This is a genomic window from Mycobacterium sp. Soil_C_30 (assembly GCF_057656995.1).
The window spans coordinates 85,179-110,903 of the sequence record NZ_JBDGJH010000025.1 but is presented as its reverse complement, the minus strand read 5'-3'; the positions used below and the strand labels follow the sequence as shown (position 1 = coordinate 110,903).

Here is a 25,725-nt window from a genome sequence, read left to right as displayed (position 1 = left end):
CTGGCTTCCAACGCCGCCTTGGCCCGCCCGATGCGGTAGTCCCGCAACCGGGCGAAATCCACCCGCTCCTCGTAGTCGACGCCCATGTGACCGGGCGCGCCCAGCGGCCGCACAGCGCTCACGTGTGCACCGGAGGGGTCAGGCCGTCGTCGACGGCGACGTTCTCGGACTCCAGTTCGATACCGGCGCCGCGGGCCACCTCCAGCAGCAGCGTGGCGAAGTCCTCCTCGACACCCACTCCGGCACCGGCGGCCTGGGCGATGATCTGCCGGGTGGCCGAGGCGATCGGCATCGGCGACTTGAGCTTGTAGGCGGCCTCCAGCCCCAGGTCGAAGTCCTTCTGCAACAGCTCCATGGTGAAGGTCGGGCTGAAATCGAGGTTGACGAACGCCGGCGACTTGTATTGCGTGAAGGTCGATCCCATCACCGAGTCGTTCAGGAAGGCCAGGAAATCGGCGCGGTTGACGCCGCCCTTCTCCACCAGCACGGTGATCTCGGCCAGGCACTGGGTCACCACACCGAGCATCAGGTTGTGCGCGATCTTGACCAACCGCGCCACCTCACCCTCACCGACATAGGTGACGCTGCGGCCGAAGACGTTGAGCACCGGCTCGACCGACTCGAACACCTCACGTGGGCCGGACACCGCGACGGTGAGTTTGCCCGCCGCAATGACTTTCGGGTTGCCGCTGACCGGCGTCGCCAGGAAATCACAGCCACGGGAATTGGCCGCCTCCCGGATCTTCGCGCTCGCCTCGGCCGAGACCGTGGACGAGTCGGCGATCACTCGCGGGGAGGAGGGACCTGTCAGCAGACCGTTTTCCCCGAGCATCACCTGCTCGAGATCGTTGGACGAGGACACCATGGCGAACACCAGGTCGCGGTCGGCGAGATCGACCGGCTGCGTGACGACCTTGGCGCCCTTCTCGGCCAGCGCGGCTGCTTTGGAGGCGGTGCGGTTGTACACCGTCACGTCGTAGCCGGCGTCGAGGAGCCGGGTGACGAGCTGGGCACCCATCCGGCCCGCGCCGATCCAGCCGATCTTGAGGGTTGAGGCAGACATTCTCTTTTTCCTTTTCTATCTATGCCGTCGGTTGGGTTGCGGGAGCGGCAGGTGCCTGCACCGCCCCGCCGAAGTAGAGGTCGGCGATTTCCGGGTTGTTCAGGACCGACGAGGCCGGCCCGGTCAGCAACACCCGGCCGCTTTCCATGACGATGCCGGAAGACGCCATCCGCAGGCCGAACCGGACGTTCTGTTCCACCATCAGTACGGCCTTGCCGCTGGCCCGCATGATGGCCACCGCTTCGTCGATCACGGTGAGCGACTTGGGATCCAGCCCCAGCGACGGTTCGTCGAGCAGGACCAGTTTGGGGTCGAGCATCAGCGAGCGGGCGAACTCCACCATGCGCCGCTGACCGCCGGAGAGGTTGCCGCAGCGCACTCCGGTCTTGTCCTGCACCAGCGGGAACATGCCGAGCACCTCGTCGTAGCGCCGCTTGACCAGTGCCCGCTGCCTGCGGATCACGTAGGCGCCCATCAGGATGTTCTCCTTGACGGTCAGCGTCGGGAACAACCCGTTGCTCTGCGGCACCTGGGTGACGCCGCATTCGAGAACCTGGTCGGGTGCCAGACCGGTGATGTTCTTCCCGTCGAGGGTGATGCGGCCCGCGCTGGGCTTGAGGATACCGCTGACAGCCCGCAGCACGGTGGACTTGCCCGCCCCGTTGGGGCCGACGATACAGCCGAGTTCCCCCGGGCCGACCTCGAGGTCCACCCCCTGCAGGACGTTGCCGCCGCCGTAGCCGGCGACCACTCCTTCGAGTTTGATCATGCTGGATTCCCTTCCACCACTGCGATTTTGGAACCCTTCGAGGGCGCCTCGAGTAGGTAGTCATCGCCGAGGTAGGCGTCGAGCACCAAGGGATCCTTCTGGATCTGCTCGGGCGAGCCTTGCGAGATCACCGCGCCGCGGGCCAGCACCCGGATCGGGTCGCACAGCCCGACGACGAACGGCATGTTGTGTTCGACGAGCAGGAACGTCTTGCCGTCGGCGTTGAGTTGCCGGATCAGGTCGCCCATCCGCTCGATCAGGGTGGGGTTGATACCGCCGGCGGGCTCATCGAGCAGGATCAGCTTCGGATCGAGCATCAGCACCTGAGCCAGTTCGACGAGCTTCTGCTGCCCGTAGGACAGCGCTCCGGCATGGGCATCCCGGTAGGCGGTCATACCGACGAACTCCAGGAGTTCTGATGCGCGTGCGGCTTCCGAGCCGCTGACGGCCCCGAGGCCCAGCTGAGGCACCGAGAAGTTCCGCAGCGGCGCGACGACGTTCTCCAGCACCGTCATCTCCCGGAACAGCCGGGTGATCTGGAAGGTGCGGCCGAGCCCGCGGTGTGCCCGCGACCACGGGGAGATGTTGTCGATGCGTTCGCCGCCCAGCAGGATCTCCCCCTTGTCGGGCGCCATGGTGCCCGAGATCAGGTTGAACACCGTGGTCTTGCCGGAGCCATTGGGACCGATGAGCGCGGTGATCGAGCCCTCGGGGACGGTGAAGCTGCAGTCGTTGACGGCGTGGTTGCCGCCGAAACTCTTGTGCAGACCGCGGACCTCGAGCAGGGTCTTGCCGGTCGGTTCGGGCCTACGGATCTCGGTGCGTACCAGCGGGCGGTCCAGCGGGTTGAGCCGCGCGCCCGAAAGACCCACGGTGCCTTTGGTTCTGGCTTTCTCTATCAGGGATGCCGCGGTGGGCAGGATTCCCTTGGGCAGCAGGATCACCAGCAGCACCAGCAGCCCGCCGAACAGCACCAGGCGGGCGTTACCGCCGCCGAAGGCCTGGTTCGCGTAGATGTTGACCGGCTGGATGATGAAGGCGCCCAACACCGGCCCCCACAGCGTGCCACGGCCGCCGAGGATCACGGCGAGCACGATCAGCGCGCTGGTGATGATGGAGAACATGCCGATGGGGTCGACGAACGACAGGTAGTAGCCGTACACGGAACCGGCCATGCCGACGAACAGTGCGGACAGGCCGAAGGCCAGCAGCTTGTAGACGGGGGCGTTGACGCCGATGGTGCCTGCCTTGCCCTCGTCCTCGCGAATGGCGATCAGGCCCATGCCGAATTTGGTGCGACGGATCCACCACGTCATCCCCAGCGAGGCGGCCAGCAGCGCGACCAGCGAGAGGTGGAAGGGCCAGTTGCCCCACGCCTCCGGCCAATCCGGCAGTGGCAGTGTCAGACCCGCGGTGCCGTTGGTGACGGGCACCCATTCGATGGCCACGAACTGGATGAGGAACAGGAAGGCCACGGTGATGATGACGAATGCCGGGCCGCGCGAGCGGTAGGTGACCAGACCGAGCAGCATCGCTATGACGGCGGCCACCACGCCGGCGATCGGTGCCCACAGCAGCGGTTCCACATCGGGGAACCGGGTGGCCAGGATGGCGCCCACGTAGGCGCCGATCCCGATGAACGCGCCCTGGCTCAACGACAGGTAGCCGGTGAAGCCGGTGATGACGTTCAGGCCGCTGGCACCGATGGCCAGCACCAGCGACAGGATGACGATGTTCTGGGCAGACATGCTGGGCGACAACGGGAACAGCAGGACCACTACCGCGGCGACGGCGATCAGGCCGCGCGAACCCCACTTGTGCAGCTTGGGGTCCAGAAGACGCTCTTTCATGCCACCGCATCCTCTCGAAGTCGGGTGCCCATGAGACCCTGCGGGCGGGTGATCAGCACGATGATGATGACCAGGAACGGCACCGCCACCGGCCACGCGGCTCCGACGTAGGCGGTGGCCGCCATCTCGCCGATACCGATCACCAGCGCCCCGAGGACGGCACCGGGCAGGCTACCGAGGCCGCCGAGCACCACGATGGCCAGCAGACGGGCGATCCACTGGTAGTGGGTGCCCGGCAGGAACGGGTAGATGGTGGACAACATGGCACCGCCGGCGCCCAGGGTGGAAACGCCGATGGCGAAGGTGAGCGCGGCGATGGTCGCGACGCTCACCCCCACCAGCAGCGCGCCGTTCTCGTTGGACGAGGCCGCCCGGATCGCCCGTCCCGCCCAGGTGTGGTTGAGCAGCAGGTACAGCCCGCCCATCACCGCGACCGCGATGACCGCGGCGATGAGCATGGCCTGCGGGACGTAGATCGAACCGAGTGACAGTGATGCGTCGGTGTAGGACACGACCACCGTGGACGAGGTGTTGCCCCAGATGAACCCCATGATTCCCTCGAGCATCAGCGCGATCCCGAAGGTGGCCAGCACCGTCATGGTGACGTGTGCGCCCCGAACGTGCCGGATCACCAGAATGTAAACCAGCCAACCGAATCCGAACATCACGACCATGACGATCGGGATGGACAGCAACGGGTCCAGGCCGAGCTGGCGCCACAGGGTGTACGTGAGGAACGCCGCGAGCACGGCGAACGCACCGTGGGCGAGGTTGATCACCCGCATGACCCCGAAGATCAGGGTCAGGCCGGACGCCATCAGCGCGTACAGCGCGCCGACGAGCAGGCCCAGGATGAGCGTTTGGACGAGGGAAGTCATGGGATCAGATGTCCCCGCCGCGCCAGCGGAAGATCTTGTCCGAGGTGGCCACGTCGGTGGGCAGCACCACCTGAGACACACCCGCCTGCCACTGGCCGACCAGGAAGTCCCCCTTCGGGCTGCCGTCTTCGTTCCAGCTCAAGGTGCCCAGCAGCGTGTCAACGCTGTTGCCGTGCAACCAGTCCGCCAGTGCGGTCTGGTCGTCGATCGATCCCACGGCCTCAACCGCAGCGGCCAACACCTGACCGGCGGCAAAACCATCGGCGGCATCCTCCGGCGGGCTCTGCCCGAACTTCTCCTCGAAGCGCTTGACGAAATCGGCGTTCTGGGGGGTGTCCGACAGCGGGCTGTAGCTCGATGAGAAGAACACGCCCTCGGCGTTGTCGGCGCCGACCGCGTCGAGGTACTGCTTGCCGTAGGTGGGTGAGCTGCTCTGGTACAGGATCGCGGGCTGGTAGTTGGCCCGGTTCATCGACCGGATCATGTTGACCCCGTCCTCGAATTGTGCGCCTTGGACCACGATTTCAGCTCCGGCGTCACGCATGGCGTTGACCACCGAGTCGAAGTTCTTGGTGGTGGCGGGGTACTGGTCCTTGTACACGGTCTGGATTCCGGCGGCCGAGAGGATCTTCTCGGCGCCTTCGACGACGGGTCCGGCGAACGGATCGTCGAGCGAGGGGTAGGCGGCGGTCTTGGGCCGCTGCTCGGGGGGCAGCGCCGCGATCCAGTTGGCGAACACCTTGGCCTGGTCGGTGGCGATGGCCTGCTGCGAGAAGAAGATGTACTTGAAACCGCGGTTGAACATGTCCGGCGATCCGCACGACGGGCAGACGAAGAGCATCTTGTTCTTCTCGGCGATGGCCGAGGCCGGGATGTTCAGCAGTGAGGACTGGCTGCCGAGCAGCAGGTTCACCTTGTCCTGTGCGATCAGGTTGTTGTAGTTGCTGACCGCGGTCTCCTGTTGGGTGGCGTCGTCCTTGATGACGATCTCCACCTGCTTGCCGAGCAGACCGCCGGCCTCGTTGGTCATCTCGACCCAGGTCTCGTACCCACGCTGGGTGTCGAGGCCGCCTTGGCTGAACTCACCGGTCAGCGGCAGTGAAGCGCCGATCTTGATGGTGTCGCCGTCGCTGTTGCTGTCGGCGGAACAGCCGGTCGCAGCGAGCGCGATCGCGGCAGCCGCCGCGATCGCGCGAAAAGCAGTGGTCACGCGCATGTATGTCCAACCTCTCTGTCAGACCGATTGCCCCGACGAGCTCAGATTGTTGTGTAGCTCACTTGCAATCGATTGCAGTGAATCGTCACACAGCTCGGCGACGGGTGTCAACACTTTCCCATCGGAGCATCTCCGCATCGGCACGGCGCGGCGGCGGGTTTCGAGCGGCGTGCCAACACATCAAGAAGAAAAGGTTCCGGCGCCCGCACTGGCCGTCTATAGTCAGCCGCAATCGATTGCAGATGCATTGAGCCCACGACGGAGTGCACATGACGACGCTTCACCCGGACACGGCTGCCCCGCGTTCCCGGCCCGGACCTCTGGAACGAACGGTGTGGGGGGCGTTCATCGACGGCGCTTTCGTTCCGGTGGACGGCGCGGACACCTTCGACGTGATCGAGCCGTCCACGGCCCAACCGCTGGCTCGCGTCGTGTCGGCCGACGACGCCCTGGTGGACCGGGCCGTCCAGTCGGCCCGCGCTGCCCTGCCGGCCTGGCGGGACCTGTCGGGACGGCAGCGCGGTGCGTACCTCAAGCAGGTCGCCGACCGGATCCGCGCGCACGCCGACGAACTGGGCGAGCTGGTGTCGCGGGAGAACGGCAAGCCCAAGCGCGATGCCCTGGCCAATGACGTGGCGTTCAGCTCGAACTGTTTCGACTTCTTCGCCGGCCTCGGAGACAGCCTGCCCGGAGAGATCATCGACCAGGGACCGATCGAGACCCGGGTGCTGTACGAGCCGTATGGCGTGGTCGCGTGCATCCTCCCGTTCAACTGGCCACCCATTCACTTCGCCAAGAAGGGCGCCCCGGCGCTGATCGCCGGCAACACCGTGGTGATCAAACCAGGTGAGCAGGCACCACTGACCGTGCTCCGGCTCGTCGAGATCGCCAACGAGGTGCTCCCGCCCGGGGTACTCAACGCCGTTCCCGGCCTGACAGCCGGTGCGGCGCTGGCCGGCCACCCGAAGGTGGAACGCATCAGCTTCACCGGCGCGACGGCCACCGGCCGGCGGGTGCTGGAGACTGCTGCGCAGAACCTCACCTACGCCACCATGGAACTGGGCGGCAAGAACGCCCTGATGGTGTTCCCGGACGCCGATCTGGAACTCGCGGTCACCGTGTCGATCGAGGCGATGTTCTACAACCAGGGCGAGGCGTGCACCTCGACCGCACGAATCCTGGTCCACGACGCGGTGTACGACGAGTTCCTGGAGAAATTCACCGCGGCCGCCACCGCGCTGGTGGTCGGTGACGGGCTGGACCCACACACCGATATCGGCCCCATGGTCGACGCCAGGCAACGTGACCGCGTACTGGCCTATCTGCAGACCGCACTCGACGAAGGAGCGAGGATCGTCGCGCAGGGCACAGTACCGACAGAGCCGCCCTATGCCGACGGCTACTGGGTGCCGCCGACCGTGCTGGCCGATGTCACCCCGGATTCGACTGTGGGACAAGAAGAGATCTTTGGCCCCATCGCCCTCATCATGAGGTACTCCACGCTGGACGAGGCCGTCGAGATCGCCAACGGCACCGCCTACGGGTTGACCGCGGCGATGATCACCCGCGACGAGGCCGCTGCCTGGCAGGTGGCGCAACGGCTCGAAGCCGGCATGGTCTTCGTCAACAACTACATGCGGCGGTCTTTCCTCGGCTCCCCGTTCGGTGGGGTGAAGGGCAGCGGTTTCGGCCGGGAGAACGCGCCCGAAACCCTGCACGAGTTCGTCCGCTCCAAGGCGGTGCGGTTCCGCTCCGGCCGTGGAGAGGTTCCGGTATGGCCGCCTAGATGATCCTGGAACAAGCGCGATGATCCTGGAACAAGCGCGATGATCCTGGAACACCGGCGTTGATCCTGATCCTCGCCGCGTTCGTGTCGATGATCGACCGGTCGGTGATGCCCCCGTTGGTCCCCGTCATCGCCGACGATCTGGGCGCCGACCTCGAGGCGATCGGTCATTCGCTGACGGTGTACGCCGTGGCATATGCGGCGTTCCAGCTGTTCTGGAGCACACTGGCCGCCCGGTACGGCAAGGTCCGGATCCTGGTCGTTTCGACGGCATTGGGCGGATCGGCCAATCTTGCAACGGCTTTCGTTCATGACGCGCTGGCCTACAGCGTTGCCCGCGGAGTGGCGGGCGCCATGTTCTCGGCCACCATCACCACCGTGCTGATCTACTACGGCGACACCCTGGCCATGAAACAGCGGGCGATGGCGAATGCCAATCTTGCCGCGGCCATCTCCGTCGGACTCGCCACCGGGACCGTCGGCGCCGGCGCCATCGCCCAATGGTTGGGTTGGCGTTGGGTTTACGTCGCGATCGCGGTCTTCTCGTTTGCGCTTGTTGCCGCGCTTCCCCGGCTGGCGGACGCCACCGGCGGCACCCGGGAACCGCTGCTACCGTCGCTGCGCCGGCTCGCGGCCAACCGCTGGGCGGTCAGCATCCTGGTGTTCACCATCGTCGAAGGTGTGCTGCTGATCGGGGTGTTCAACTACCTGGCGGTGGCATTGCAGGCGACGGGTGCCACCGTGTTGGTCGCCGGGGTGGCGACCGCGATGTTCGGTGCCGCCGTGGTGGTGATCAGCCAACTGATGAGGCTGATCCTGGGCCATTGGCCGGCCTGGGTGCTGATGCTGGTGGCGGGCGTCGCGATCGTAGGCGCGTACATCGCAGTGGCCGTGGACATCTCGCTGGGTACCGTGCTGGCGGCCGCCCTACTCCTGGGCCTGGCCTGGGCGTCCGGACACACCACCATGCAGACGTGGATGACCGACGCGGCCGCCGACAGCCGCGCCATCGGGATGTCGTTCTTCTCCATCGCATTGTTCGTCGGGGCCTCGATGGGGGCGGCGGTCGGCAATGTCGCTGCGGGCGCACATCGATTCGAGGTCCTGTTCGCCGTCACCACGGTGGTGGCCATTGCCTATGCCGTGGTGACCACGGTGGCACGCGCCCGCTACGTGGTGCGCGAGTAGCTCAGTTCGCCGAAGCGGCCCTCGAGGCCGTCCAGCTCGGGGGCGGGCAGGAACCGGCGGCGCAACCCGACCAGGGTGCCCAGCGCGGCCGCATCGACGCTGCCGTCGGTGATCAGCCCGCGGGCCGGATCCTTGAGCACCGCCACGTGCTCTGCGGCCGCCGCCTGGTCGAGCGACAGCAACCGGGCAGCGGATTCGGTTGCCTGCTGGTCCAATTCACCCGCGGAGATACGGCCCGCGGTGTCGATCAGCGCCGCCACCATCCGTTCGACGGCCGCTGCGCCCGGCGCCTCACGCAGGCGCGCCACCACCATGCCCAGGTACGGGCCCAACCGGGTGACATCGGCCAGCAGTGTGCAGCCCTGCGCTCGAGCGGCCAACTCATTACCGGCGTTGAGCACCGTGCCATCACAGTCCCCGGCCTGCAATGCCCTGGCGCGGGTGGGCGTCGATCCCAGGGTGACGACCTCGACGTCGGTGCGGGACAATCCAAGTGCTTCGAGCAGCGCGTACCCGACGAACGCGAATCCCGAGGTAGGCACGTCGACCCCGAAGCGGCCACCGACCAGCTCGGTGGGGTCCGTGACGCCCGGGCGCACCCCCAGACACAACCCGAGACCCCGGTCCAGACCCGCCACGATCTCGACATCGAGCAACTCGCCCAACGGGTTTGCGGGCAGGAAGCGGTACGCCAGCACGTTGTCCGGGCTGGTGAACACGGCATCGTAGTCGCCGGCGCGCAGCGAGGTGAACTGCGCCGGCGAGGACGCGACGGGCACGTCGTGCACCTGCACACCGGCGTCGGCCAACCGGCCGCTGGAGCGGGCGACGTCGAGTAGCACCGACGGGCTGAAGACACCGAGATTGATCTGATCCATTGACCTGCAATCGATTGTAGTGATGCTTGGCTGCACTGTACCGTCGCCGAGACCGACGTTCTGCCGGTTTCTACTCGAACTTCTGGGCCCGTGTGGCGGTTTGGGCGAAGGGGAAGTCACGTCCGAGGTCTGCGAGCATCACGATGGCCGCGTTCCGCCCGGGCCCACCCGTCACCGAGCCACCCGGATAGGTGGTGGCTCCGGTCTGATAGAGCCCACGGATCGGTGTCCGGTGTGCGGCCCACCCGGGCGCGGGACGCTGCGGTCCGGCGAAGGTGATGCCGCGGTCACCGCCGTGCCAGGCGCCGTTGACCATGGCGGGGTTGGATTCCTCGAATTCCACCGGCCCCTTGACGTATTCGGCGATCACCACCTCATCGGTGAAACTCGGGCACATCCGCCGGGTGAGGTCTTTGAGCTCACGGGCGCGGCGCGCGATCACCTCGGCGTACCCGCGTCCGTCCGGCATGACGTGGCCGACGGTGTTGAGCAGTTTCACGGTGTGGTGTCCCGGCACCGGGACCCGGCTGGGATCGACCAGCGTGGGGGTGGCGGCCAGCATCCAGCCGATCCGGTCCTGCCAACCGCCGTCGTAGGCGATCCTGGCGTGATCGAGGATGTCCTCCGGCCAGCCGGCGTACCCGGCCGATACCGCCGAGAGGGGACCGTCCTCCGTCTCGAACACCGGCGGCGCGGTGGTGCCCAGGTACACCGCGAATCCGGCCGCGCCGGGGTCGTAGGTGGAGACCCCGTAACGCCATGCCGCGTCCCAGCTTTCCGCCGGTGCCATCTCGGTCAGCCGTTTGACGTGGATCGTGGACAGCACGGCGACGGAGGCATGGAACTCGCGTCCGTCGGTGGCCCGCACGCCCACCGCCCGGCCGTCGCGCAGGATCAGCGATTCCACCATGACCCCGGTTTCGATACGCCCACCGTGGGACTCGAAGCACCGGACCAGAGCCTGCGTCAGCTGTCCCGATCCCCCGAGCGGAATGGACCAGCTCTTCTCCTGGCGGCCGCCGATGATCGAATACGCCAGGGGCCCGGTGCCGGCGGCGTCGGGGCGCACCATCGTCTGATAGGCCTGCCAGAGCATGTAGGACCGGATGTGCCGGTTCTCGAACTCGTGCCGGATCACCTCCCAGGACGACATCACCCGGCGACGTTTCCAGACATTGCCGATCGGGTGTTCGTCGAGCATCTGATCCAGGCTCGGCCCGTGCCCCAGCGGCGTGAACTGCGCACGGTTGAACAGATGCTTCACCTCACGCCATTCCGCGATCAGTCTCCGGTACGCCTGCGCGTCGGCCTTGGAGAAGCGGGCGATGGCGTCCACCGTGCGGTCCATGTCCAACCAGTGCGTGAACTGCCGGCCATCCGGGAACATCACGTGCGCAACGGGATCCGGGTGGGCGTACTCGAGCCCGTACTGAGCCAGCAGCCCGAGTTCGTCGTCGACCATCAGAGGGTTGCCCTGGATCAGGGTGTGACCGGTGGAGCAGGAATCGACGAGATAGCCGGGCGCCAGCATCTCCTCGGTGGCCGCGCCACCGCCGGGGATGTGGCGGGCGTCGACGGCCAGTACCCGGTAGCCGGCCCTGGCCAGATAACACGCGGTGATGAGGCTGTTGTGGCCGGCGCCTGCGACGACGATGTCAGTGGTCATGGTTCTGATCGCAGCATCACCCGTCTCATCACGTCCAACGAATGTTTGTGATCTGTCTGATCGGTCTGGCAGATGGTTCAATGCGGTATGGAGCTCCGTCAGCTCGAGTACTTCGTCGCGGTGGCGACCGAACGGAATTTCACCAGGGCTGCCGAGCGGGTGCACGTCGTGCAGTCGGCATTGTCGGCCTCGGTGGCGAAACTGGAGAAAGAACTGGGCGTACCGCTGATCGACCGCTCCCGGCGGCAGATCGCACTCAGCCCCGCCGGCGAAGCGTTTCTGGAGCAGGCCTATCAGGTGCTGTATGCCGCGAATCGGGCCCGCGACGCGGTGCTCGAGTACCACGGTCAGTTGGCGGGCACGGTGCAGCTGGGCACGCTGATGTCCTCTGGCGCACTGGATCTGCCCGCAGCGTTGGGCCGGTTCCACCGCCGGCATCCCCTGGTCAACGTCCGGCTGCGGCAGAGCTCAGCAGGTTCGGCGGGACATATCGCCGCGATCGCCGACGGCACCTTGGACCTCGCGCTGATCTCCACGCCGGGCAAGCCGTCCACACTCGTCGACGTCCAGCCTCTCAACAGCGAGCCCCTGCTGTTCGTGTGCCGGCCCGATCACCGGCTGGCGGACCGCCGCGCGGTGCGGATGGACGATCTGGTGGGTGAACACCTCATCCAGTTCGCCCCCGGTTGGGGTGTGCGCCGATTGGTCGATCACGCGCTGGCCGACGCGGGCGTCGTCGTCGTCACCGCCTACGAGGTGGCCGACTACACCATCGCCGCCGGCCTCACCCGCCACCAGCTGGGTACCACGATCATGCCCGCCGCCGATGCGCGGCGCTTCGACGATCTGCGGTCGATTCCGCTGGCACCGTCGGTGATGTGGACGCTGTATCTGGCGTCAGCGTCGGCCGGCCACCGCAGTCCCGCCGCTGCCGGGCTGGCCGAGGAGTTGGTGGGCCGTTTCGGCTAGGTCTTGGCAGGTCCCGTCGAGCCCCGCACCACCAGCGACACCGGCAGCGTCAGCGTCGCTCCGTCCTGCTCGCCGCTCTCGATGCCCCGCAGCAGCAATCGTGCTGCCTCCGCACCGATTTCGCGTAGCGGCATGTGCACCGTTGTCAGCGGCGGCCAGAAGTCCTCGGCGAACGGCATGTCGTTGAAGCCCACCACCGACACCTCTTCCGGGCACCGCAGACCCTCGGCGCGCAGCCGCCTGATCAGCCCGAGCGCCACCAGGTCATTGCCCGCCATCAGCGCGGTGGGGTGAATATCGTTGTGCGACAGCAATTTCTCGGCGGCCGCCACACCGGCCTCGATGGTCAGCGCCGTCGCGTAGATGGTGTCGTGCTGCACGCCCGCCTTGGTGGCGGCGGTCTCGAACGCCTCGGCGCGCGAGCGTGTGGTGGAGAAGTTGGGTGGACCCGCGGCATGCACGATCCGGCGGTGCCCCAGCTCGACCAGGTGCGCGACGGCCAGTTCGATGCCGCGGGTGTTGTCGCCACCCACCAGCGGAAACCCCCCGATCCCGGAGCCGCGGTTGACCAGCACCACCGGAACGTCGGCCGCGACCGCCTCGTCGACCACCGGCTGATCGTCGAGCCGGCCGGTCGCCAGGATGAATCCGTCGACCCTGCGCTGCAGCAACGACTCGAACACCGAGATCTCGACATCGTCGTGGGAGTCGGTGTTGGCGATCAGCACCGTGTAGCCCTGAGCCTGGAGCACATGCTCGATACCGCGGATGATCGGCGGGAAAATCGGGTTCATCAGGTCGGGGATGATGACGCCGATGGTCATCGACTTGCTGGTGCGCAGCCCACGCGCCATCGCATTCGGCACGTAACCGAGTTGACGGGCGGCGCGTTTGACCCGTTTGAGGGTCTCGACATTCACCTGGTCGCGAGTCTGGGCGTTGAGCGCCCGCGACACCGTCGCCTTGTGGACCTCGGCCAGGCGCGCCACGTCGTCGATGGTCACTCTGCGCGGCACGTTCCCTCCCCTGCGACCCGGGCTGACGGGCCAGGCAGCCAGATTACCGCTGGATCGTCACGCCGACCGCGATGTCATGCAATCGATCGCACGCGGGTCTTCCCCTACGCTCGTGTCTCATGACGGTCCACCGGCTACAGCCCTACACGACCACCGTGTTCGCCGAGATGTCCGCGCTTGCCGCGCGCATCAACGCGGTGAACCTCGGCCAGGGTTTCCCCGACGAGGACGGCCCGCCGGCCATGCTGAAGGTCGCCCAGGACTCCATCGCCGACGGCATCAACCAGTATCCGCCCGGCCCGGGCATCCCGATGCTGCGCCAGGCCGTGGTGCGGCAACGCAAACGCCGCCACGGCGTCGAGTACGACCCCGACAGCGAAGTGCTGGTCACCGTGGGCGCCACCGAAGCCATTGCCGCGGCGGTCATCGGTCTGGTGGAACCAGGCTCGGAGGTACTGCTGATCGAACCGTTCTACGACTCCTACTCCCCCGTGCTGGCGATGGCGGGCTGCCACCGCATCACCGCTCCCCTGGTTCCCGACGGCCGCGGATTCGCCCTCGACCTCGACGCGCTGCGCGCCGCGGTGACACCGCGTACCAAGGCGCTGATCATCAACTCCCCGCACAACCCCACCGGGCTGGTGCTGCGCGACGACGAACTCAGGGCGGTCGCACAGATCGCGGTCGAGGCCGATCTGCTGGTGATCACCGACGAGGTGTACGAGCACCTGGTGTTCTCAGACCCCGGGGACGACCGCACCCACCTGCCGCTGGCCGCTTATCCCGGTATGGCTGAGCGCACCATCACCATTTCCAGCGCCGCAAAGATGTTCAACGCCACCGGGTGGAAAATCGGTTGGGCCTGCGGTCCAGCCGACCTGCTGGCCGGGGTGCGCGCGGCCAAGCAATTCCTCACCTACGTCGGCGGGGCGCCGTTCCAGCCGGCGGTGGCCCACGCCCTGGACACCGAGGACGCCTGGGTGGCGGACCTGCGTGATGATCTGCAGCGCAAACGAGACAAGCTCTCCGCGGCGCTCACCGATATCGGGTTCGACGTCCACGCCAGTGCGGGAACGTATTTCGTGTGCGCCGACCCACGTCCGCTCGGCTACGACAACAGCACCACCTTCTGCGCCGAGCTGCCGCACCGCGCGGGTGTGGCAGCGATTCCGTTGTCCGCGTTCTGCGATCCGGGCGGACCGTACGCCGCGCAATGGAATCACCTGGTGCGCTTCGCGTTCTGCAAACGCGACGCCACCCTGGACGAGGCGATCAGACGGCTACAGATTCTCCGCCACTGAAGTCGCGCAGGACCTGAGCCGACAGCAATCCCAGCGATACCGCCTGGGATGCGCAGGCCGCGCGGTTGGCCGCACCGAGCTTGCCCGACGCACTCTCGAGGTGATGCCCCGCGGTGCGGGCACTGATGAACAGCGCAGCCGCGATCTGGGTGTTGGTCAGGCCGCACACCGCCAACGTCAGCGCGTCCAGCTCACGCGGGGTGATGCCCATCGGCAACGGCGCCCGCGTCACCAGCAGCACGGCCCCCAGGCTGTCGCCGCGATAGCGCGGTGAGGTCGCGATACGGCGCACGTGCAGCCAGGAGATGCCGTCGTGGTAGCGCAGCACGTCTGACGGGATGGTCCGGAACGCGAACGCGAGCTCGCTGATCAGCACCGGCTCCAGCGCCCCGTCGAAGGTGTCGCCGCACCGCAGCACGTGCGCACGTCCGGCATCGTCGACGGCCCAGGCCTGGGCGTCCGGGGCCACCAGTTCGGCGACCATGCGGGGCCGCAGCGAGAAGTCCAGTTGCTCGGCCATCTGTGCCCGCAACGCGTTGATCTCGGCCACATCGTCGTCGCTGGGATAACGAGCGTCATCGCAGTTGACGTGGATGGTGCCGACGTAGGTACCGTCGTTGGTCACCAAGCGGGCGGACAGCCCTTCGTCGAAGCCGGCGGGACGGAAGACATTGTTGACCGAGAATCCCCGGCGGTAGTCCGGGAAGTCACGCCAGCGCAGCGCCCCCAGGCCGTGCACCCGCATGGCGTCGAACAGCGGGTCGTTCTCGACGAACCACGAGTTGAAGTGATCCATCACCGGCTTGGGGTAGTCGTGATTGGCCACCCCGACATGCCTGCGCTGGATCGGATCCCACAGGCAGATCGCCGACGCCGAGGAGGCGGCACGACTGCTCAGGGTCTCCAGAAGATCGTGGGCGCGGGTCTCCATGCTGCTGGCACTGCCCAGCACGTCGCCATAGATCCCGGCCATAGCGGCCATCATCAGCAGGCCATGTTTCAGCAACGTTTCGGTGTTGGGGCGGCGGCGAAAACGGTTCTTCGAAATGGGAGATTCGTCCCATAGTCACCCCGGCGCCGCCGTTTCTACGCTGCAACACATGAAAAAACTGGGACCTTCCGTCGCGTTACTGGCGGCCACCGCCGTGCTCGCCGCCGGCTGCGGCAGCCGGGCCAGCGACGAGACCACGACCAGCCAGGAGGGTTGCGCCGACACCTCCGGACCGACCGTGACCGTCGGCTCCATCAACTCCCTGTCCGGTGGACTGGCCGTCAGCGAAACCGTCATCCACGACGCCATCGCGATGGCCGTCGACGAGATCAACGCCGGCGGTGGAGTTCTGGGCAAGCAGCTGGAGCTGCTCAGCGAAGACGGCGCCTCTGACCCCACCGTGTTCGCCGAGAAGGCCAACAAGCTGGTCAACAGCGATTGTGCCGCAGCGGTTTTCGGCGGCTACACCTCGGCCAGCCGCAAGGCGATGCTTCCCGTGTTCGAGGACGCCAACGCGCTGCTGTACTACGGCCAGCAATACGAAGGCCTGGAATCCTCGCCCAACATCTACTACACCGGCGCCACCACCAACCAGCAGATCATCCCTGCCTTGGACTATCTCAAGGAGCAGGGCGTGAAATCGCTGTACCTGGTCGGCAGCGATTACGTGTTCCCGCGGACCTCCAACGCGATCGTCAAGGCCTACGCCGAGGCCAACGGCATGGAGATCAAGGGCGAGGATTACGTACCGCTGGACAGCACCAACTTCGCCACCATCGTCAACAAGATCCGCACCGCCGACGCCGACGCCATCTTCAACGTGGTGGTCGGCGCGTCGCTGACATCGTTCTTCCGCGAATACAACAGCGCGGGCCTGACGCCCGAGACCATGCCGGTGATGTCGATGTGCGTCGGCGAGGAAGAGGTCAAGAGCATCGGCGCCGACACCCTCGTCGGACAGTTGTCGTCGTGGAACTACTACGAGACCCTCGACACCCCGGCGAATGCGAAGTTCGTCGCCGATTTCAAGGCCAAGTACGGTCCCGACCGGGTGACCTCGGACCCGATGGAGTCCGCCTACACCGGGGTGTACCTCTGGAAAGCGACTGTGGAGAAAGCCAATTCGTTCACAGTCGCCGATATCCAGAACGCGGCCGGCGGTGTCACCATCGACGCCCCCGAAGGTTCGGTCACCATCGACGGGGAGAACCACCACGTCACCAAGACGGCCCGCATCGGCGTCGTCGCACCGAGCGGACTGATCGACCAGGTGTGGGAGTCCCCCGAACCGATCACGCCGGACCCGTTCCTGAAGAGCTATCCCTGGGCCGAGGGAATCACCGGCTGATGCATCTGACACCCAAGGACGAAGACCGGCTGCTGCTGTTCCTGGCCGCCGAGTTGGCGCGCAAACGCCGGGCAGCCGGGCTGGCACTCACCTACCCCGAGGCACGCGCCTTGATCGCCGACGAGGTGGTCGAGGCCGCCCGGGCCGGGGCCAACGTCGCCGAGGCCGCCGCCCACGGCGCCCAGATCCTCACCGACGACGACGTACTGCCAGGCGTGGCGGGACTGCTGGGCTCGGTACAGGTGGAAGCCTTCTTCGAAGACGGCCAGAAGCTGGTCACCGTGCACGACGCGATCCGGCCCGGCACCCGGCCGGTCACGGTGCGCCCCGGCGAAGTGCTGCCGGAGGATGGCGAGATTGTGCTGAACGAGGGTCGTGACACCGCAACCGTCACCGTCGTCAACACCGGCGACCGGCCCGTCCAGGTGGGTTCGCATTTCCACTTCTTCGAGGCCAACCGGGCACTGCGCTTCGATCGCGCTCTGGCGTTCGGCAAGCGCCTCGACATCCCGTCGGGTACGGCGGTGCGCTTCGAATCCGGTGAGACGCAAGAGGTCTCGCTGACCACCTACGGCGGTGAGCGGGTGGTCATCGGGCAGAACGCCATGACCAATGGTGCCACCACCGGCTCACCCGAGCCCTACGTCACCGCGCTGCGCGACGCGGGCTACCTCGACTCGAAGGGCTCCTGACATGGCCTACCGCATCAGCCGGGCCCGCTACGCCGAGCTGTACGGCCCCACCACCGGCGACCGGGTGCGCCTGGCCGACACCGACCTGCTGGCCCGCGTCGAGCACGACAGCACGGTGTACGGCGACGAGGCGGTGTTCGGCGGCGGCAAGACCATGCGTGAAGGCATGGCCGTGCACGGTGACATCACCAACGCTGACGGTGCACTGGACTTCGTGATCACCAACGCCCTGATCATCGACGCGGTGCTCGGAATTCGCAAGGCCGACATCGGAATTCGCGACGGTAAGATCGCCGGGATCGGCAAGACCGGAAACCCCCGCACCATGGACGGCGTCGACCCCGGCATGGTGATCGGCGCCGGCACCGACATCCGCTCCGGTGAGGGCATGATCGCCACCGCGGGCGCCATCGACGTACACGTGCACTTCGACAGCGCCGGCCTGGTCGAAGAAGCCATCTCCAGCGGGGTCACCACCATGATCGGCGGCGGCCTGGGGCCGGTGACCGTCGGGATCACCTCATCGGGTCCGAACAACCTGGCGCGCATGCTCTCTGCGGCCGAAGCGTTCCCGATGAACTTCGGGTTCATCGCCAACGGCAGCTCCTCGAGCACCGCGCCGCTGATCGAGCAGGGCCTGGCGGGCGCCATCGGCTACAAGATCCACGAGGACTGGGGCGCCACCCCCGCGGCCATCAAGGCATCCCTGGACGCCGGCGACGAGCTGGATCTGCAGGTGCAGATCCACACCGACACCCTCAACGAGTCCGGGTTCTTCGAGGACACCATGCGTGCCATCGGCGGCCGGGCCATCCACACCTATCACGCCGAAGGCGCCGGCGGCGGCCACGCTCCCGACATCATGCGGGTGGTGGGTGAGCCGTATTGCCTGCCGTCATCGACCAATCCGACGAACCCGTACACGGTCAACACCTTCGACGAGCATCTGGACATGGTGATGGTGTGTCATCACCTCAATCCCCGGATTCCCGAAGATGTGGCGTTCGCGGAGTCGCGGATCCGGCGCGAGACCATCGCCGCCGAGGACGTGCTGCATGATCTGGGTGCCATCTCGGCGATGGGGTCCGATTCCCAGGGCATGGGCCGCATCGGCGAAACCATCGCCCGCACCTGGCAATTGGCCTCACACATGCGGGCCACCCGCGGAGCGCTTTCCGCCGATGAGGGCACCGGTGCCGACAACGCCCGCATCCTGCGCTACGTCGCCAAACTGACCATCAACCCCGCGCGGCTGTTCGGCATCGACCATGTGGTCGGGTCACTGGAGCCGGGCAAACTGGCCGATATCGTCCTGTGGGAGCCGAAGTTCTTCGGCATCCGTCCCGAGGTGGTGTTCAAGGGTGGCTTTCCGGCCTGGTCGGTGATGGGTGAGGCCAACGCCTCCTTGATGACGTGTGAGCCGCTGAAGTATCGCCCGCAGTGGGCCGCCTTCGGCAAGACCCCCGCCGATGTGTCGGTGAACTTCGTGGCCCAGGCGGCCGCGTCGTCGGATCTTTCGGCCAAGCTTGGCCTTTCGACACCGCTGGTGGGGTGCCGCGGTGCCCGTGCACTGACCAAAGCCGATCTGCTGCACAACGATTACCTGCCGTCGATCACCATCGACCCGGACACCTACCGCGTCGAGGTGGACGGCCAGCTGTGCGACAGCGTGCCCATGCAGAGCGTTCCGCTGGGCCGGCGCTACTCGATCAAGTAGGAGTTCTCATGTCTGTGATACGCATCGGCATCGGCGGACCCGTCGGTTCCGGCAAGACCCGGCTCGTCGAGTCCCTGGTCCCCGAACTGACGACGGCGGGGTTCAGCGTCGCGGTGATCACCAATGATTTGGTGACCGACGAGGATGCCCAGCGCGTCCGGCGCAGCGGCGTCATCGATCCCGCCCGGGTGTTGGCCGTGGAGACCGGCGCCTGCCCACACACCGCGATCCGCGAGGACCCGTCGGCGAATCTTGCTGCCATTCACCGGCTGTGTGCACAGTTCGACGACCTGGACCTGATCTTGGTGGAATCCGGCGGCGACAATCTGGCCGCCACCTTCACCTCCGATCTGGTGGATTTCTGGATCTTCGTCATCGACACCGGCGCCGGTGACGACATCCCCCGCAAGAACGGGATCGGGCTGCTCCAGGCAGACCTGCTGGTGGTCAACAAGATCGACCTCGCCCCGATGGTCGGCGCCGACCTCGACCGGATGCGGGCCGACTGTGCCGTGGTCCGGCCCGTCAAGCCGACGGTGTTCACCGATCTACGCTCAGGCCAGGGCCTTCAGGATGTGGTGACACAGCTGCTGACGGGCGCGATGCTGGAACCGGCCACACGATGATCGCCGCCGGCACACTCGCGCTGCGGGTGGTCGTGGACGGGACCGGGCGCACCCGTGCCGCCGAGATGCAGCAGCGGTACCCGCAGCGGATGACGGCGCCGCTGTACCACGATGAGGCGTTCCCGGACGCGGCGATGGTCTGCGTGCAGAGCCCCAGCGGTGGCACCTTCTCCGACGACGACCTGACCACCACCGTGCACGCCGAATCCGGATCTCACCTGCGGATGACCACCCAGGCCGCCACCCAGGTGTTCGCCGGGCGCGGACTCGGCTCGCGCCACCGGATCGAGTTCCGTGTCGACGGGGATGCCGTGCTCGAGTATCTGCCGAAAACGCTCATCCCCCATACCGGTTCGCGCTTCACACAGCTGATGGATGTCGGCGTCGATGCGCGGGGATGTTATCTGGGGTGGGAGGCGTTGGCGGCGGGCCGGATCGGCCATGGTGAGCGGTTCCGCTACCGCAGTTACGACAGCACGGTCCGGGTGTCGGTATCCGGACGGACCGTCGCCCGTGACCTCGTGATGCTCGAACCACCGTCGGCGGCGCGGCTGGTGGACGCCGATTACCTGGCAACGTTGATGGTGGTTGCGCCGTCCGCCGACACCGCCGCGCTGCTCGACGACGTCCGCGGTGTACTTTCCGGGGCTCCGGTTCACGGCGGCGCCAGCGAGTTGCCCACTGCCGTTGGCGTGCTGGCCCGGATCACCACCGATCACGCACCGGATCTGCACCGCACGCAGCAGATGCTGCTCAACGCCGTCCGAGAAAGGGTTGTGCCGTGAACGCTGAAGCCATCCTGGGCGCCATCGACGACCCTCAGTTCGCCGGCCGACGTAGGCATCACGTCGACATCGGCTGGGGTGACGCCGCCAAGCCACGCCAGCTGGTCACCGCCGACAGCGGTCTGCAGGTCCGGATTCTGATGCCGCGCGGCACCTTTCTGGTTGATGGCGCGGTGATTGCCGACGACGGTGATCAGGTGGTGGTGGTCCGCCGGCCCGCCGAGCCCGCTGTCACCGTACGGTTCGACCAGAACGACCCACGCAGCATGCTGCTGCTGGGTTATGTGCTGGGCAATCAGCACGCGCCGGTCGACATCGATCGCGACTCGGTGGCTGCGCCGTTGTTCACCAGTGCCCATGCCGCCGAGCATCTTCTGGCCGACCTCGGCGTCACCGGCAAGGTCGCCGATGTGCCACTGGCCGCCCGTGGTTGGTCGCGGACCTCGGCCGGCCACTCCCACTCCCATGACTGACCGCCCGGCTGCACTCGCGCTGTGGATGCAACTGCACGACAGCGCGTTTCCCGCCGGCCGGATGGTGCACAGCAACGGCTTCGAGGAATGGCTGGCGCAGCGCCCCTCTGCGGGCGCTGCCGAGATCGAAGCGGCTGCGCTGGACTACCTGTCCTACGGGGTCGCTTCCCTCGATGCCACGGTGACGGCGGCGGCGTGGCGCGCCGCTCCCGCGCTGGTGTCGCTGTGTGATCTCGATGGGTTGCTGTCGTCGTACAAGTTGTCCGGCAATGCCCGCGCAGCGTCTGAATCTGCTGGCGTGCAGTTGGCGGTGACGGCGCAACAGGTCGGGTTGTGTACCGCCGACGGGTATCTCGCTGCGGTGGTCAGTGGCTCGACCGCCGGGAATCTCGCGGTGGTGGAGGGGGCGGTGCAGGCTCAGATCGGCGTCGAAGTGCATACCGCCGTGCTGGGTTCGCTGCGGTCGGCGTTGTCGTCGGTGCTGAGCGCCGCTGTGCGGTTGGGTCGACTGGGGCCGCTGGAGGCGCAGCGCATCCAGGTCCGCAAGGTTGATGCCGTAGTCACTCTCGCTGCCGAGGCGTGCGCACGACCGATCTCCGAAATCACCAGCACCACAATTCAGCTCGAGATCGCCGGTATGCGTCACGAGGCCCGATCGCAGCGACTGTTCGCCAGCTGACCCGTCAGAATGGCGGTGGCTCATCGGAGTCGGCGAGGTGGGTACGCTCCTCGAAGAAGAGGCGGTAGCCCCAGTCGTCTTTGGGGGTGGCCGCGCGGTGGGTGGGGGTGCCACCGCTGGCGCGGTGGGCAGCGTTGAGTGCGCGCTCTGCGGCGATGCGGTAGGCGCGGTCTTTGGCCTTACTGCGTTTTCGTTTCGGCATCTTCACCGACTTGTCGGCGGCCGCTTCTTTTCTCGGGCTGCCCCGCTGCACCGGCGCCGAGCTGGTGTTCACGCCCGGGAACAGGATGCGACTCAGCGGGATGCTGGTGTAGGTGTGACCGGTGGGGGTGGTGAAGAGGACGGTGCCATCTGGCTGTTGGACTTCGGACCAGCCGTCGCGGAATGTCTTGATCAGGTGGTGATGGCGGCAGTGGCCCTTGAGGTTGGAGGCATGGGTGGGCCCGCCGTCACCCCAGGGGATGGTGTGGTCGAGGTCGGCGTCGCGGATGGGGCGGTCGCAGCCCGGGACCCGGCAGGTCAGGTCGCGGGCTTGTACGAATTCGCGGTCCGCGGCGCGGATGCGGTAGCTCTCGGTCGGATCGACCGCAGGCGTCTTGATGTGGCGGATCTTTGCGCCGGCGGTGATCAGGGCCGCGATCAACGCATTCGGCACCACCCCGTAGCCGGGGATGAACCCCGGCGCCGTGCCCGTCTTGGGAGCTGTTGGGGCCGCGGGCTCTGACTCGGCCTCACCAGGCTCGGCGACCACCGCGCCTGCGTGAGTGGTTTCGCCGGCGGTAGCGGCGTCCGAGGTAGCCGCCTCGGCCGCCACTAGCTCGGGCTCCTCGCCCGTCGGTAGCTCGGCTTCTCGGTCGGCAGGAGCCGGGCAGTGCCGCGGAGCCGACGACGGCGGCTCCTGGTCCGGGTCGAACTGGTCGACTTCCGCAGCCGCGGTCTTGTCGCCCACCTCAGCCTCGGCGTCGGGCTCCGCAGCGGCTGCGTCCTCGGGCTTGCTGACAGCAGGCTTGGTGTCCTTGGTGGGGTATGTGATGGTGACGTTGGTGGGGCCGGTGGGGAACACGCCTTCGCCGTGGATCAGCGGATCGGGGTCACCGTCCAGCGCAGGGGCGTCGGCGTAGATGTGCACCACGAACCGCGAGGCCACCCCGTCCTCGGCGGCCGCGGGGCAGACCTCGGAACCGCACAGGCATTTCAGGTGATCGGCATCAGCGCCCAAAGCTTCGGCGGCATCGGCGAGCCGCTGGTCCAGCGTGCGGGGATCATTGGGGCACACCGCTTTGGCCATGGTGCGCAGTTTGCCCATCAGCAGGGCGCCGCCGGGTTTGGTCAACCGCATCGTGAGGGTGGTGATGCCGGCCTTGTCGTCGGTGTGCTCCACGGTGACCCCGCGCCCGCGGACGGTGTTGCGGACCCGCCGCACCGCGTCGGGGTCGAAGCGTTCGACCCAGACATCGACGGCGTTTTTCAGTTTGTAGTACGACAGGCCGCTCCACCCGCACGTGGTGGCCGCCTCGACGCACGCGGAATCGATGGCAGCCAGAGCCTGCTCGTCGACCACCAAGAACGTGCGTTCCACCACGGTGCACATCACCCGCGCGGAGATCTCCCCGCGGTGGAACAGGGCGGCGAGTTGGGGGAAGCGTTCCCGCATCGCCGCGCCGACCTGCAGATCGTTGAACGCCCAGCGCGCCGAGATGCCGAACGCGATCCCCATCTGGGCCACCACATCGTCTTCGGCGTCCACGGCACACAAACCGGCGTCCTCGTCCTCGGCGGCGTCGGCCAGGAACACCGCTGCCCACTCGGCCAGCGCCGCCAACCGCTGTGCTTCCGCGGCGGCGGCCACCCGAGCCCAGCTCACCGCGGCATCGACGACCGGGGCGGCAGCACTGCCACCTCGCAACTCGTCGATCATCGTCGGCAACTGGGGGAACATGACCCGACCATACCGACCGGGTCCGACAAAAACGGGCGCGGCGGAAACGGTCAGAACACAAGCAGCGGAACCACTTTCACGTCGCTTAAAAGTCGCTCCCAGGCGGGCACCCCCGCACTACAACCCGGCGACCACCGCCCAGTTCGCCTCGGCATCACCAGACTCACGCCGCAGCGGACTCACCGCGATATCGGTGGCGCCGGCGTCCAGATAACGCCGCAACTGGCGCGTCACCTCCTCAGCGGTCCCGATCGCCGCCAGATCGGCGGCCCGGTCAACACCCTCCCGTGCGATCACCTTCTGATAGGACGGAATGGTCTCGTAGAAGGCCAATTGCTCTGCCGCCCAGGCTCGTCCGGCCGAGACGTCATCGGTCACCAGAACGGGCACCATCGCTATGACCCGGGGAGTCGGGCGGCCGGCAGCGGCGGCGGCGGCATTGATGGTGGGCACGATGAACTCACCCACGGTGCGCGGCCCCGCCAGATACGGCAGCGTGCCGTCCGCCAGCTCGTCGGTGACCTGCAGAGCCTTGGGCCCCATGGCGGCCACGTAGATGGGGATCGGGGTGCCGCCGGCCACGGACACCGGCCACTGCGGGCTCGAGGCGATCTCACTGCCCTGGAAGTCCACGGCGCCGGTGTTGAACACGGACCGCAGCACGGTGAGGTGTTCGCGCAACCGCGTGACGGTGTTGGACCACGCGGTCCCGAACACCGCCTTCTCCACATCGGGCGCTCCGAGACCGAGCCCGAGACTGAACTGCCCGTGAGAGGCGGCCTGAGCGGTCTGGGCCGCCGCAGAGATCAGCAGCGGATGCCGGGGGTTGATCGGCACCACGGACGTCCCGACACCCAAGCCGGGGATGGCAGCCCCGATCAGTCCCGCCAGCGCTATCGCGTCGACGTCGGCCATCTGCGCAAGCCAGAGCTGGCGCACTCCGGCGTCGTAGGCGCGTCTGGCCTGCGCAATCGCGTCATCGACGGCGTTGTCGGCGGATGGGTTCAGATTGAGAACGACTCCAGTCGGCATACTTGGGAGCAACCGGGGTCACAGAGACGCTATTTCCGCAGACTCCGGATGATTCGAAACCTTGCGCAACCATTCACTGGGCGACAGCCCGAGCTGACGGCGGAAAGCCCTGGTGAAGGTGCCGGCGTCGCTGAACCCGCTGGCATGGCAGGCATGGCGCACGGTGGATCCGCTTCGCAGCAGCATGCAGGCCAGCTCCAGGCGTTTGCGCCGGATCTCGGTGGCCGGCGACCGGCCGTCCTCGGACAGCAGCTGCTGTACCAGACGAAGCGACAGGTGGGATTCACCGGCCAGCACCGCCGGGGTGAATTCCGGATCGCGGAATCTCAGGCTGACATGGGCCAACAGCCGCGCCCGCAGTTCCGCGCGTGACGGTGCACTTCCGAAATCACGCTTGCGGACCGCCATCTGCTCGGTGACGTCGGTGAACGACAACAGCTTGGCTCCGCCGTCGCCGAGAGGCCGGATGGACCAGGTGACCGGGATCGGACGTCCGACGCGGGTGAAGAACAACTCGGGATGGGAACCGACGTGCGATCCCCGGTGGTCGACGATCGGACAGTTGTGCGAGGCATAACGCGACCCGTCCGGCCGCCACTGATGCAGGGTGTCGTGACTCGGAGCACCGATCACGTCACCGACCGAGGCGTAATCGAGCACGCTGACGGCCGCCTTGTTGGCCAAGGCCACCGTGCCGTCCGCCTCGATGACCCACAACGGTGTGGGAGCGGCGTCGACGACAGCGGACAGCAATTCCGCGTCGACAGTCCCCATGGGATCCGACGCTAGGAGCGTCGAGTTGCGCGGCGTTTCCCCCGCCGTAACGCCCTGGTTAACCCGAGGCACTCGTGCGCGAAATGCCG

The 25,725-nt window shown here is 67.0% G+C and carries 23 protein-coding genes; 11 read left to right on the top strand and 12 right to left on the bottom strand.

Annotated features, from left to right (window positions below):
* Positions 1–118: 118 nt before the first annotated feature.
* Genes AC3A6P_RS31440 through AC3A6P_RS31420 form a run of 5 tightly spaced genes read right to left on the bottom strand, consistent with a single transcriptional unit; the run spans position 119 to position 5,776 of the window.
* Positions 119–1,063, bottom strand: coding sequence for an NAD(P)-dependent oxidoreductase (locus AC3A6P_RS31440; protein ID WP_487696298.1), 945 nt, complete (start codon positions 1,061–1,063; stop codon positions 119–121).
* A gap of 19 nt (positions 1,064–1,082) precedes the next feature.
* Positions 1,083–1,832 carry an ABC transporter ATP-binding protein gene (locus AC3A6P_RS31435; protein ID WP_487696297.1) on the bottom strand — a complete coding sequence of 250 codons (750 nt, stop codon included), beginning with the start codon at positions 1,830–1,832 and terminating at the stop codon, positions 1,083–1,085.
* Positions 1,829–3,682, bottom strand: coding sequence for a branched-chain amino acid ABC transporter ATP-binding protein/permease (locus AC3A6P_RS31430; RefSeq protein WP_487696296.1), 1,854 nt, complete (start codon positions 3,680–3,682; stop codon positions 1,829–1,831). The genes AC3A6P_RS31435 and AC3A6P_RS31430 overlap by 4 nt, the downstream gene beginning before the upstream one ends.
* Complete coding sequence (locus AC3A6P_RS31425; protein ID WP_487696295.1) at positions 3,679–4,560, bottom strand: branched-chain amino acid ABC transporter permease; 882 nt, start codon at positions 4,558–4,560, stop codon at positions 3,679–3,681. Before AC3A6P_RS31425 ends, AC3A6P_RS31430 begins: the two co-directional genes overlap by 4 nt.
* A 4-nt stretch (positions 4,561–4,564) precedes the next feature.
* Positions 4,565–5,776 carry an amino acid ABC transporter substrate-binding protein gene (locus tag AC3A6P_RS31420; RefSeq protein WP_487696294.1) on the bottom strand — a complete coding sequence of 404 codons (1,212 nt, stop codon included), beginning with the start codon at positions 5,774–5,776 and terminating at the stop codon, positions 4,565–4,567.
* A 269-nt stretch (positions 5,777–6,045) separates the two neighbouring features.
* Between AC3A6P_RS31420 and AC3A6P_RS31415 the strand changes: the two genes are divergently transcribed.
* Both AC3A6P_RS31415 and AC3A6P_RS31410 read left to right on the top strand, forming a co-directional pair.
* On the top strand, positions 6,046–7,566 hold the full coding sequence (locus tag AC3A6P_RS31415) for an aldehyde dehydrogenase family protein (RefSeq protein ID WP_487696293.1): 1,521 nt from the start codon (positions 6,046–6,048) through the stop codon (positions 7,564–7,566).
* Between the two features lie 56 nt (positions 7,567–7,622).
* Positions 7,623–8,750: an MFS transporter gene (locus AC3A6P_RS31410; RefSeq protein WP_487696292.1), complete on the top strand. Its 1,128-nt coding sequence runs from the start codon at positions 7,623–7,625 to the stop codon at positions 8,748–8,750.
* On the opposite strand, the gene AC3A6P_RS31405 is transcribed toward AC3A6P_RS31410, so the two are convergent.
* The gene (locus AC3A6P_RS31405) at positions 8,732–9,628 is read right to left on the bottom strand and encodes an ABC transporter substrate-binding protein (RefSeq protein WP_487696291.1); all 897 of its coding nucleotides are present in this window, start codon (positions 9,626–9,628) and stop codon (positions 8,732–8,734) included. The two genes, AC3A6P_RS31410 and AC3A6P_RS31405, sit on opposite strands and share 19 nt — an antisense overlap.
* Positions 9,629–9,698: 70 nt before the next feature.
* Positions 9,699–11,294 (bottom strand): phytoene desaturase family protein, encoded by a 1,596-nt coding sequence (locus AC3A6P_RS31400; protein ID WP_487696290.1) that lies wholly within the window; start codon positions 11,292–11,294, stop codon positions 9,699–9,701.
* A gap of 87 nt (positions 11,295–11,381) precedes the next feature.
* Between AC3A6P_RS31400 and AC3A6P_RS31395 the strand changes: the two genes are divergently transcribed.
* Positions 11,382–12,263 (top strand): LysR family transcriptional regulator, encoded by an 882-nt coding sequence (locus AC3A6P_RS31395; protein ID WP_487696289.1) that lies wholly within the window; start codon positions 11,382–11,384, stop codon positions 12,261–12,263.
* Here AC3A6P_RS31395 and AC3A6P_RS31390 read toward each other — a convergent pair.
* Positions 12,260–13,279: a LacI family DNA-binding transcriptional regulator gene (locus AC3A6P_RS31390; RefSeq protein ID WP_487696288.1), complete on the bottom strand. Its 1,020-nt coding sequence runs from the start codon at positions 13,277–13,279 to the stop codon at positions 12,260–12,262. The two genes, AC3A6P_RS31395 and AC3A6P_RS31390, sit on opposite strands and share 4 nt — an antisense overlap.
* 119 nt (positions 13,280–13,398) lie before the next feature.
* On the opposite strand from AC3A6P_RS31390, the gene AC3A6P_RS31385 reads away from it, so the two are divergent.
* Positions 13,399–14,580, top strand: a complete 1,182-nt coding sequence (locus tag AC3A6P_RS31385) for a pyridoxal phosphate-dependent aminotransferase (RefSeq protein WP_487696287.1) — start codon at positions 13,399–13,401, stop codon at positions 14,578–14,580.
* Here the strand turns inward: AC3A6P_RS31385 and AC3A6P_RS31380 are convergent.
* Complete coding sequence (locus tag AC3A6P_RS31380; RefSeq protein WP_487696286.1) at positions 14,552–15,553, bottom strand: helix-turn-helix transcriptional regulator; 1,002 nt, start codon at positions 15,551–15,553, stop codon at positions 14,552–14,554. The genes AC3A6P_RS31385 and AC3A6P_RS31380 overlap by 29 nt on opposite strands.
* A 127-nt stretch (positions 15,554–15,680) precedes the next feature.
* Between AC3A6P_RS31380 and urtA the strand changes: the two genes are divergently transcribed.
* From urtA to AC3A6P_RS31345, 7 genes are read left to right on the top strand one after another with little or no spacing between them, the layout of a single operon-like run.
* Positions 15,681–16,919 carry an urea ABC transporter substrate-binding protein gene (urtA, locus tag AC3A6P_RS31375; RefSeq protein WP_487696285.1) on the top strand — a complete coding sequence of 413 codons (1,239 nt, stop codon included), beginning with the start codon at positions 15,681–15,683 and terminating at the stop codon, positions 16,917–16,919.
* Entirely contained in the window at positions 16,919–17,611 is a 693-nt protein-coding gene (locus AC3A6P_RS31370) for an urease subunit beta (RefSeq protein WP_487696284.1), read from the top strand. The genes urtA and AC3A6P_RS31370 overlap by 1 nt, the downstream gene beginning before the upstream one ends.
* A 1-nt stretch (position 17,612) precedes the next feature.
* Positions 17,613–19,328 carry an urease subunit alpha gene (ureC, locus tag AC3A6P_RS31365; RefSeq protein ID WP_487696283.1) on the top strand — a complete coding sequence of 572 codons (1,716 nt, stop codon included), beginning with the start codon at positions 17,613–17,615 and terminating at the stop codon, positions 19,326–19,328.
* A gap of 8 nt (positions 19,329–19,336) precedes the next feature.
* Positions 19,337–19,954, top strand: coding sequence for an urease accessory protein UreG (gene ureG, locus AC3A6P_RS31360; protein WP_487696282.1), 618 nt, complete (start codon positions 19,337–19,339; stop codon positions 19,952–19,954).
* Positions 19,951–20,739, top strand: coding sequence for an urease accessory protein UreD (locus tag AC3A6P_RS31355; RefSeq protein ID WP_487696281.1), 789 nt, complete (start codon positions 19,951–19,953; stop codon positions 20,737–20,739). The genes ureG and AC3A6P_RS31355 overlap by 4 nt, the downstream gene beginning before the upstream one ends.
* On the top strand, positions 20,736–21,212 hold the full coding sequence (locus tag AC3A6P_RS31350; protein ID WP_487696280.1) for an urease accessory protein UreE: 477 nt from the start codon (positions 20,736–20,738) through the stop codon (positions 21,210–21,212). The genes AC3A6P_RS31355 and AC3A6P_RS31350 overlap by 4 nt, the downstream gene beginning before the upstream one ends.
* Entirely contained in the window at positions 21,205–21,891 is a 687-nt protein-coding gene (locus tag AC3A6P_RS31345) for an urease accessory protein UreF (protein ID WP_487696279.1), read from the top strand. Before AC3A6P_RS31350 ends, AC3A6P_RS31345 begins: the two co-directional genes overlap by 8 nt.
* A gap of 4 nt (positions 21,892–21,895) precedes the next feature.
* On the opposite strand, the gene AC3A6P_RS31340 is transcribed toward AC3A6P_RS31345, so the two are convergent.
* The 3 genes from AC3A6P_RS31340 to AC3A6P_RS31330 form a co-directional block, all read right to left on the bottom strand.
* Positions 21,896–23,830, bottom strand: coding sequence for an HNH endonuclease signature motif containing protein (locus AC3A6P_RS31340; protein ID WP_487696278.1), 1,935 nt, complete (start codon positions 23,828–23,830; stop codon positions 21,896–21,898).
* A gap of 117 nt (positions 23,831–23,947) precedes the next feature.
* Positions 23,948–24,862 (bottom strand): LLM class F420-dependent oxidoreductase, encoded by a 915-nt coding sequence (locus AC3A6P_RS31335; RefSeq protein ID WP_487696277.1) that lies wholly within the window; start codon positions 24,860–24,862, stop codon positions 23,948–23,950.
* Positions 24,863–24,880: 18 nt separating this feature from the next.
* Positions 24,881–25,636, bottom strand: a complete 756-nt coding sequence (locus AC3A6P_RS31330) for a helix-turn-helix domain-containing protein (protein ID WP_487696276.1) — start codon at positions 25,634–25,636, stop codon at positions 24,881–24,883.
* Between the last annotated feature and the right edge of the window lie 89 nt (positions 25,637–25,725).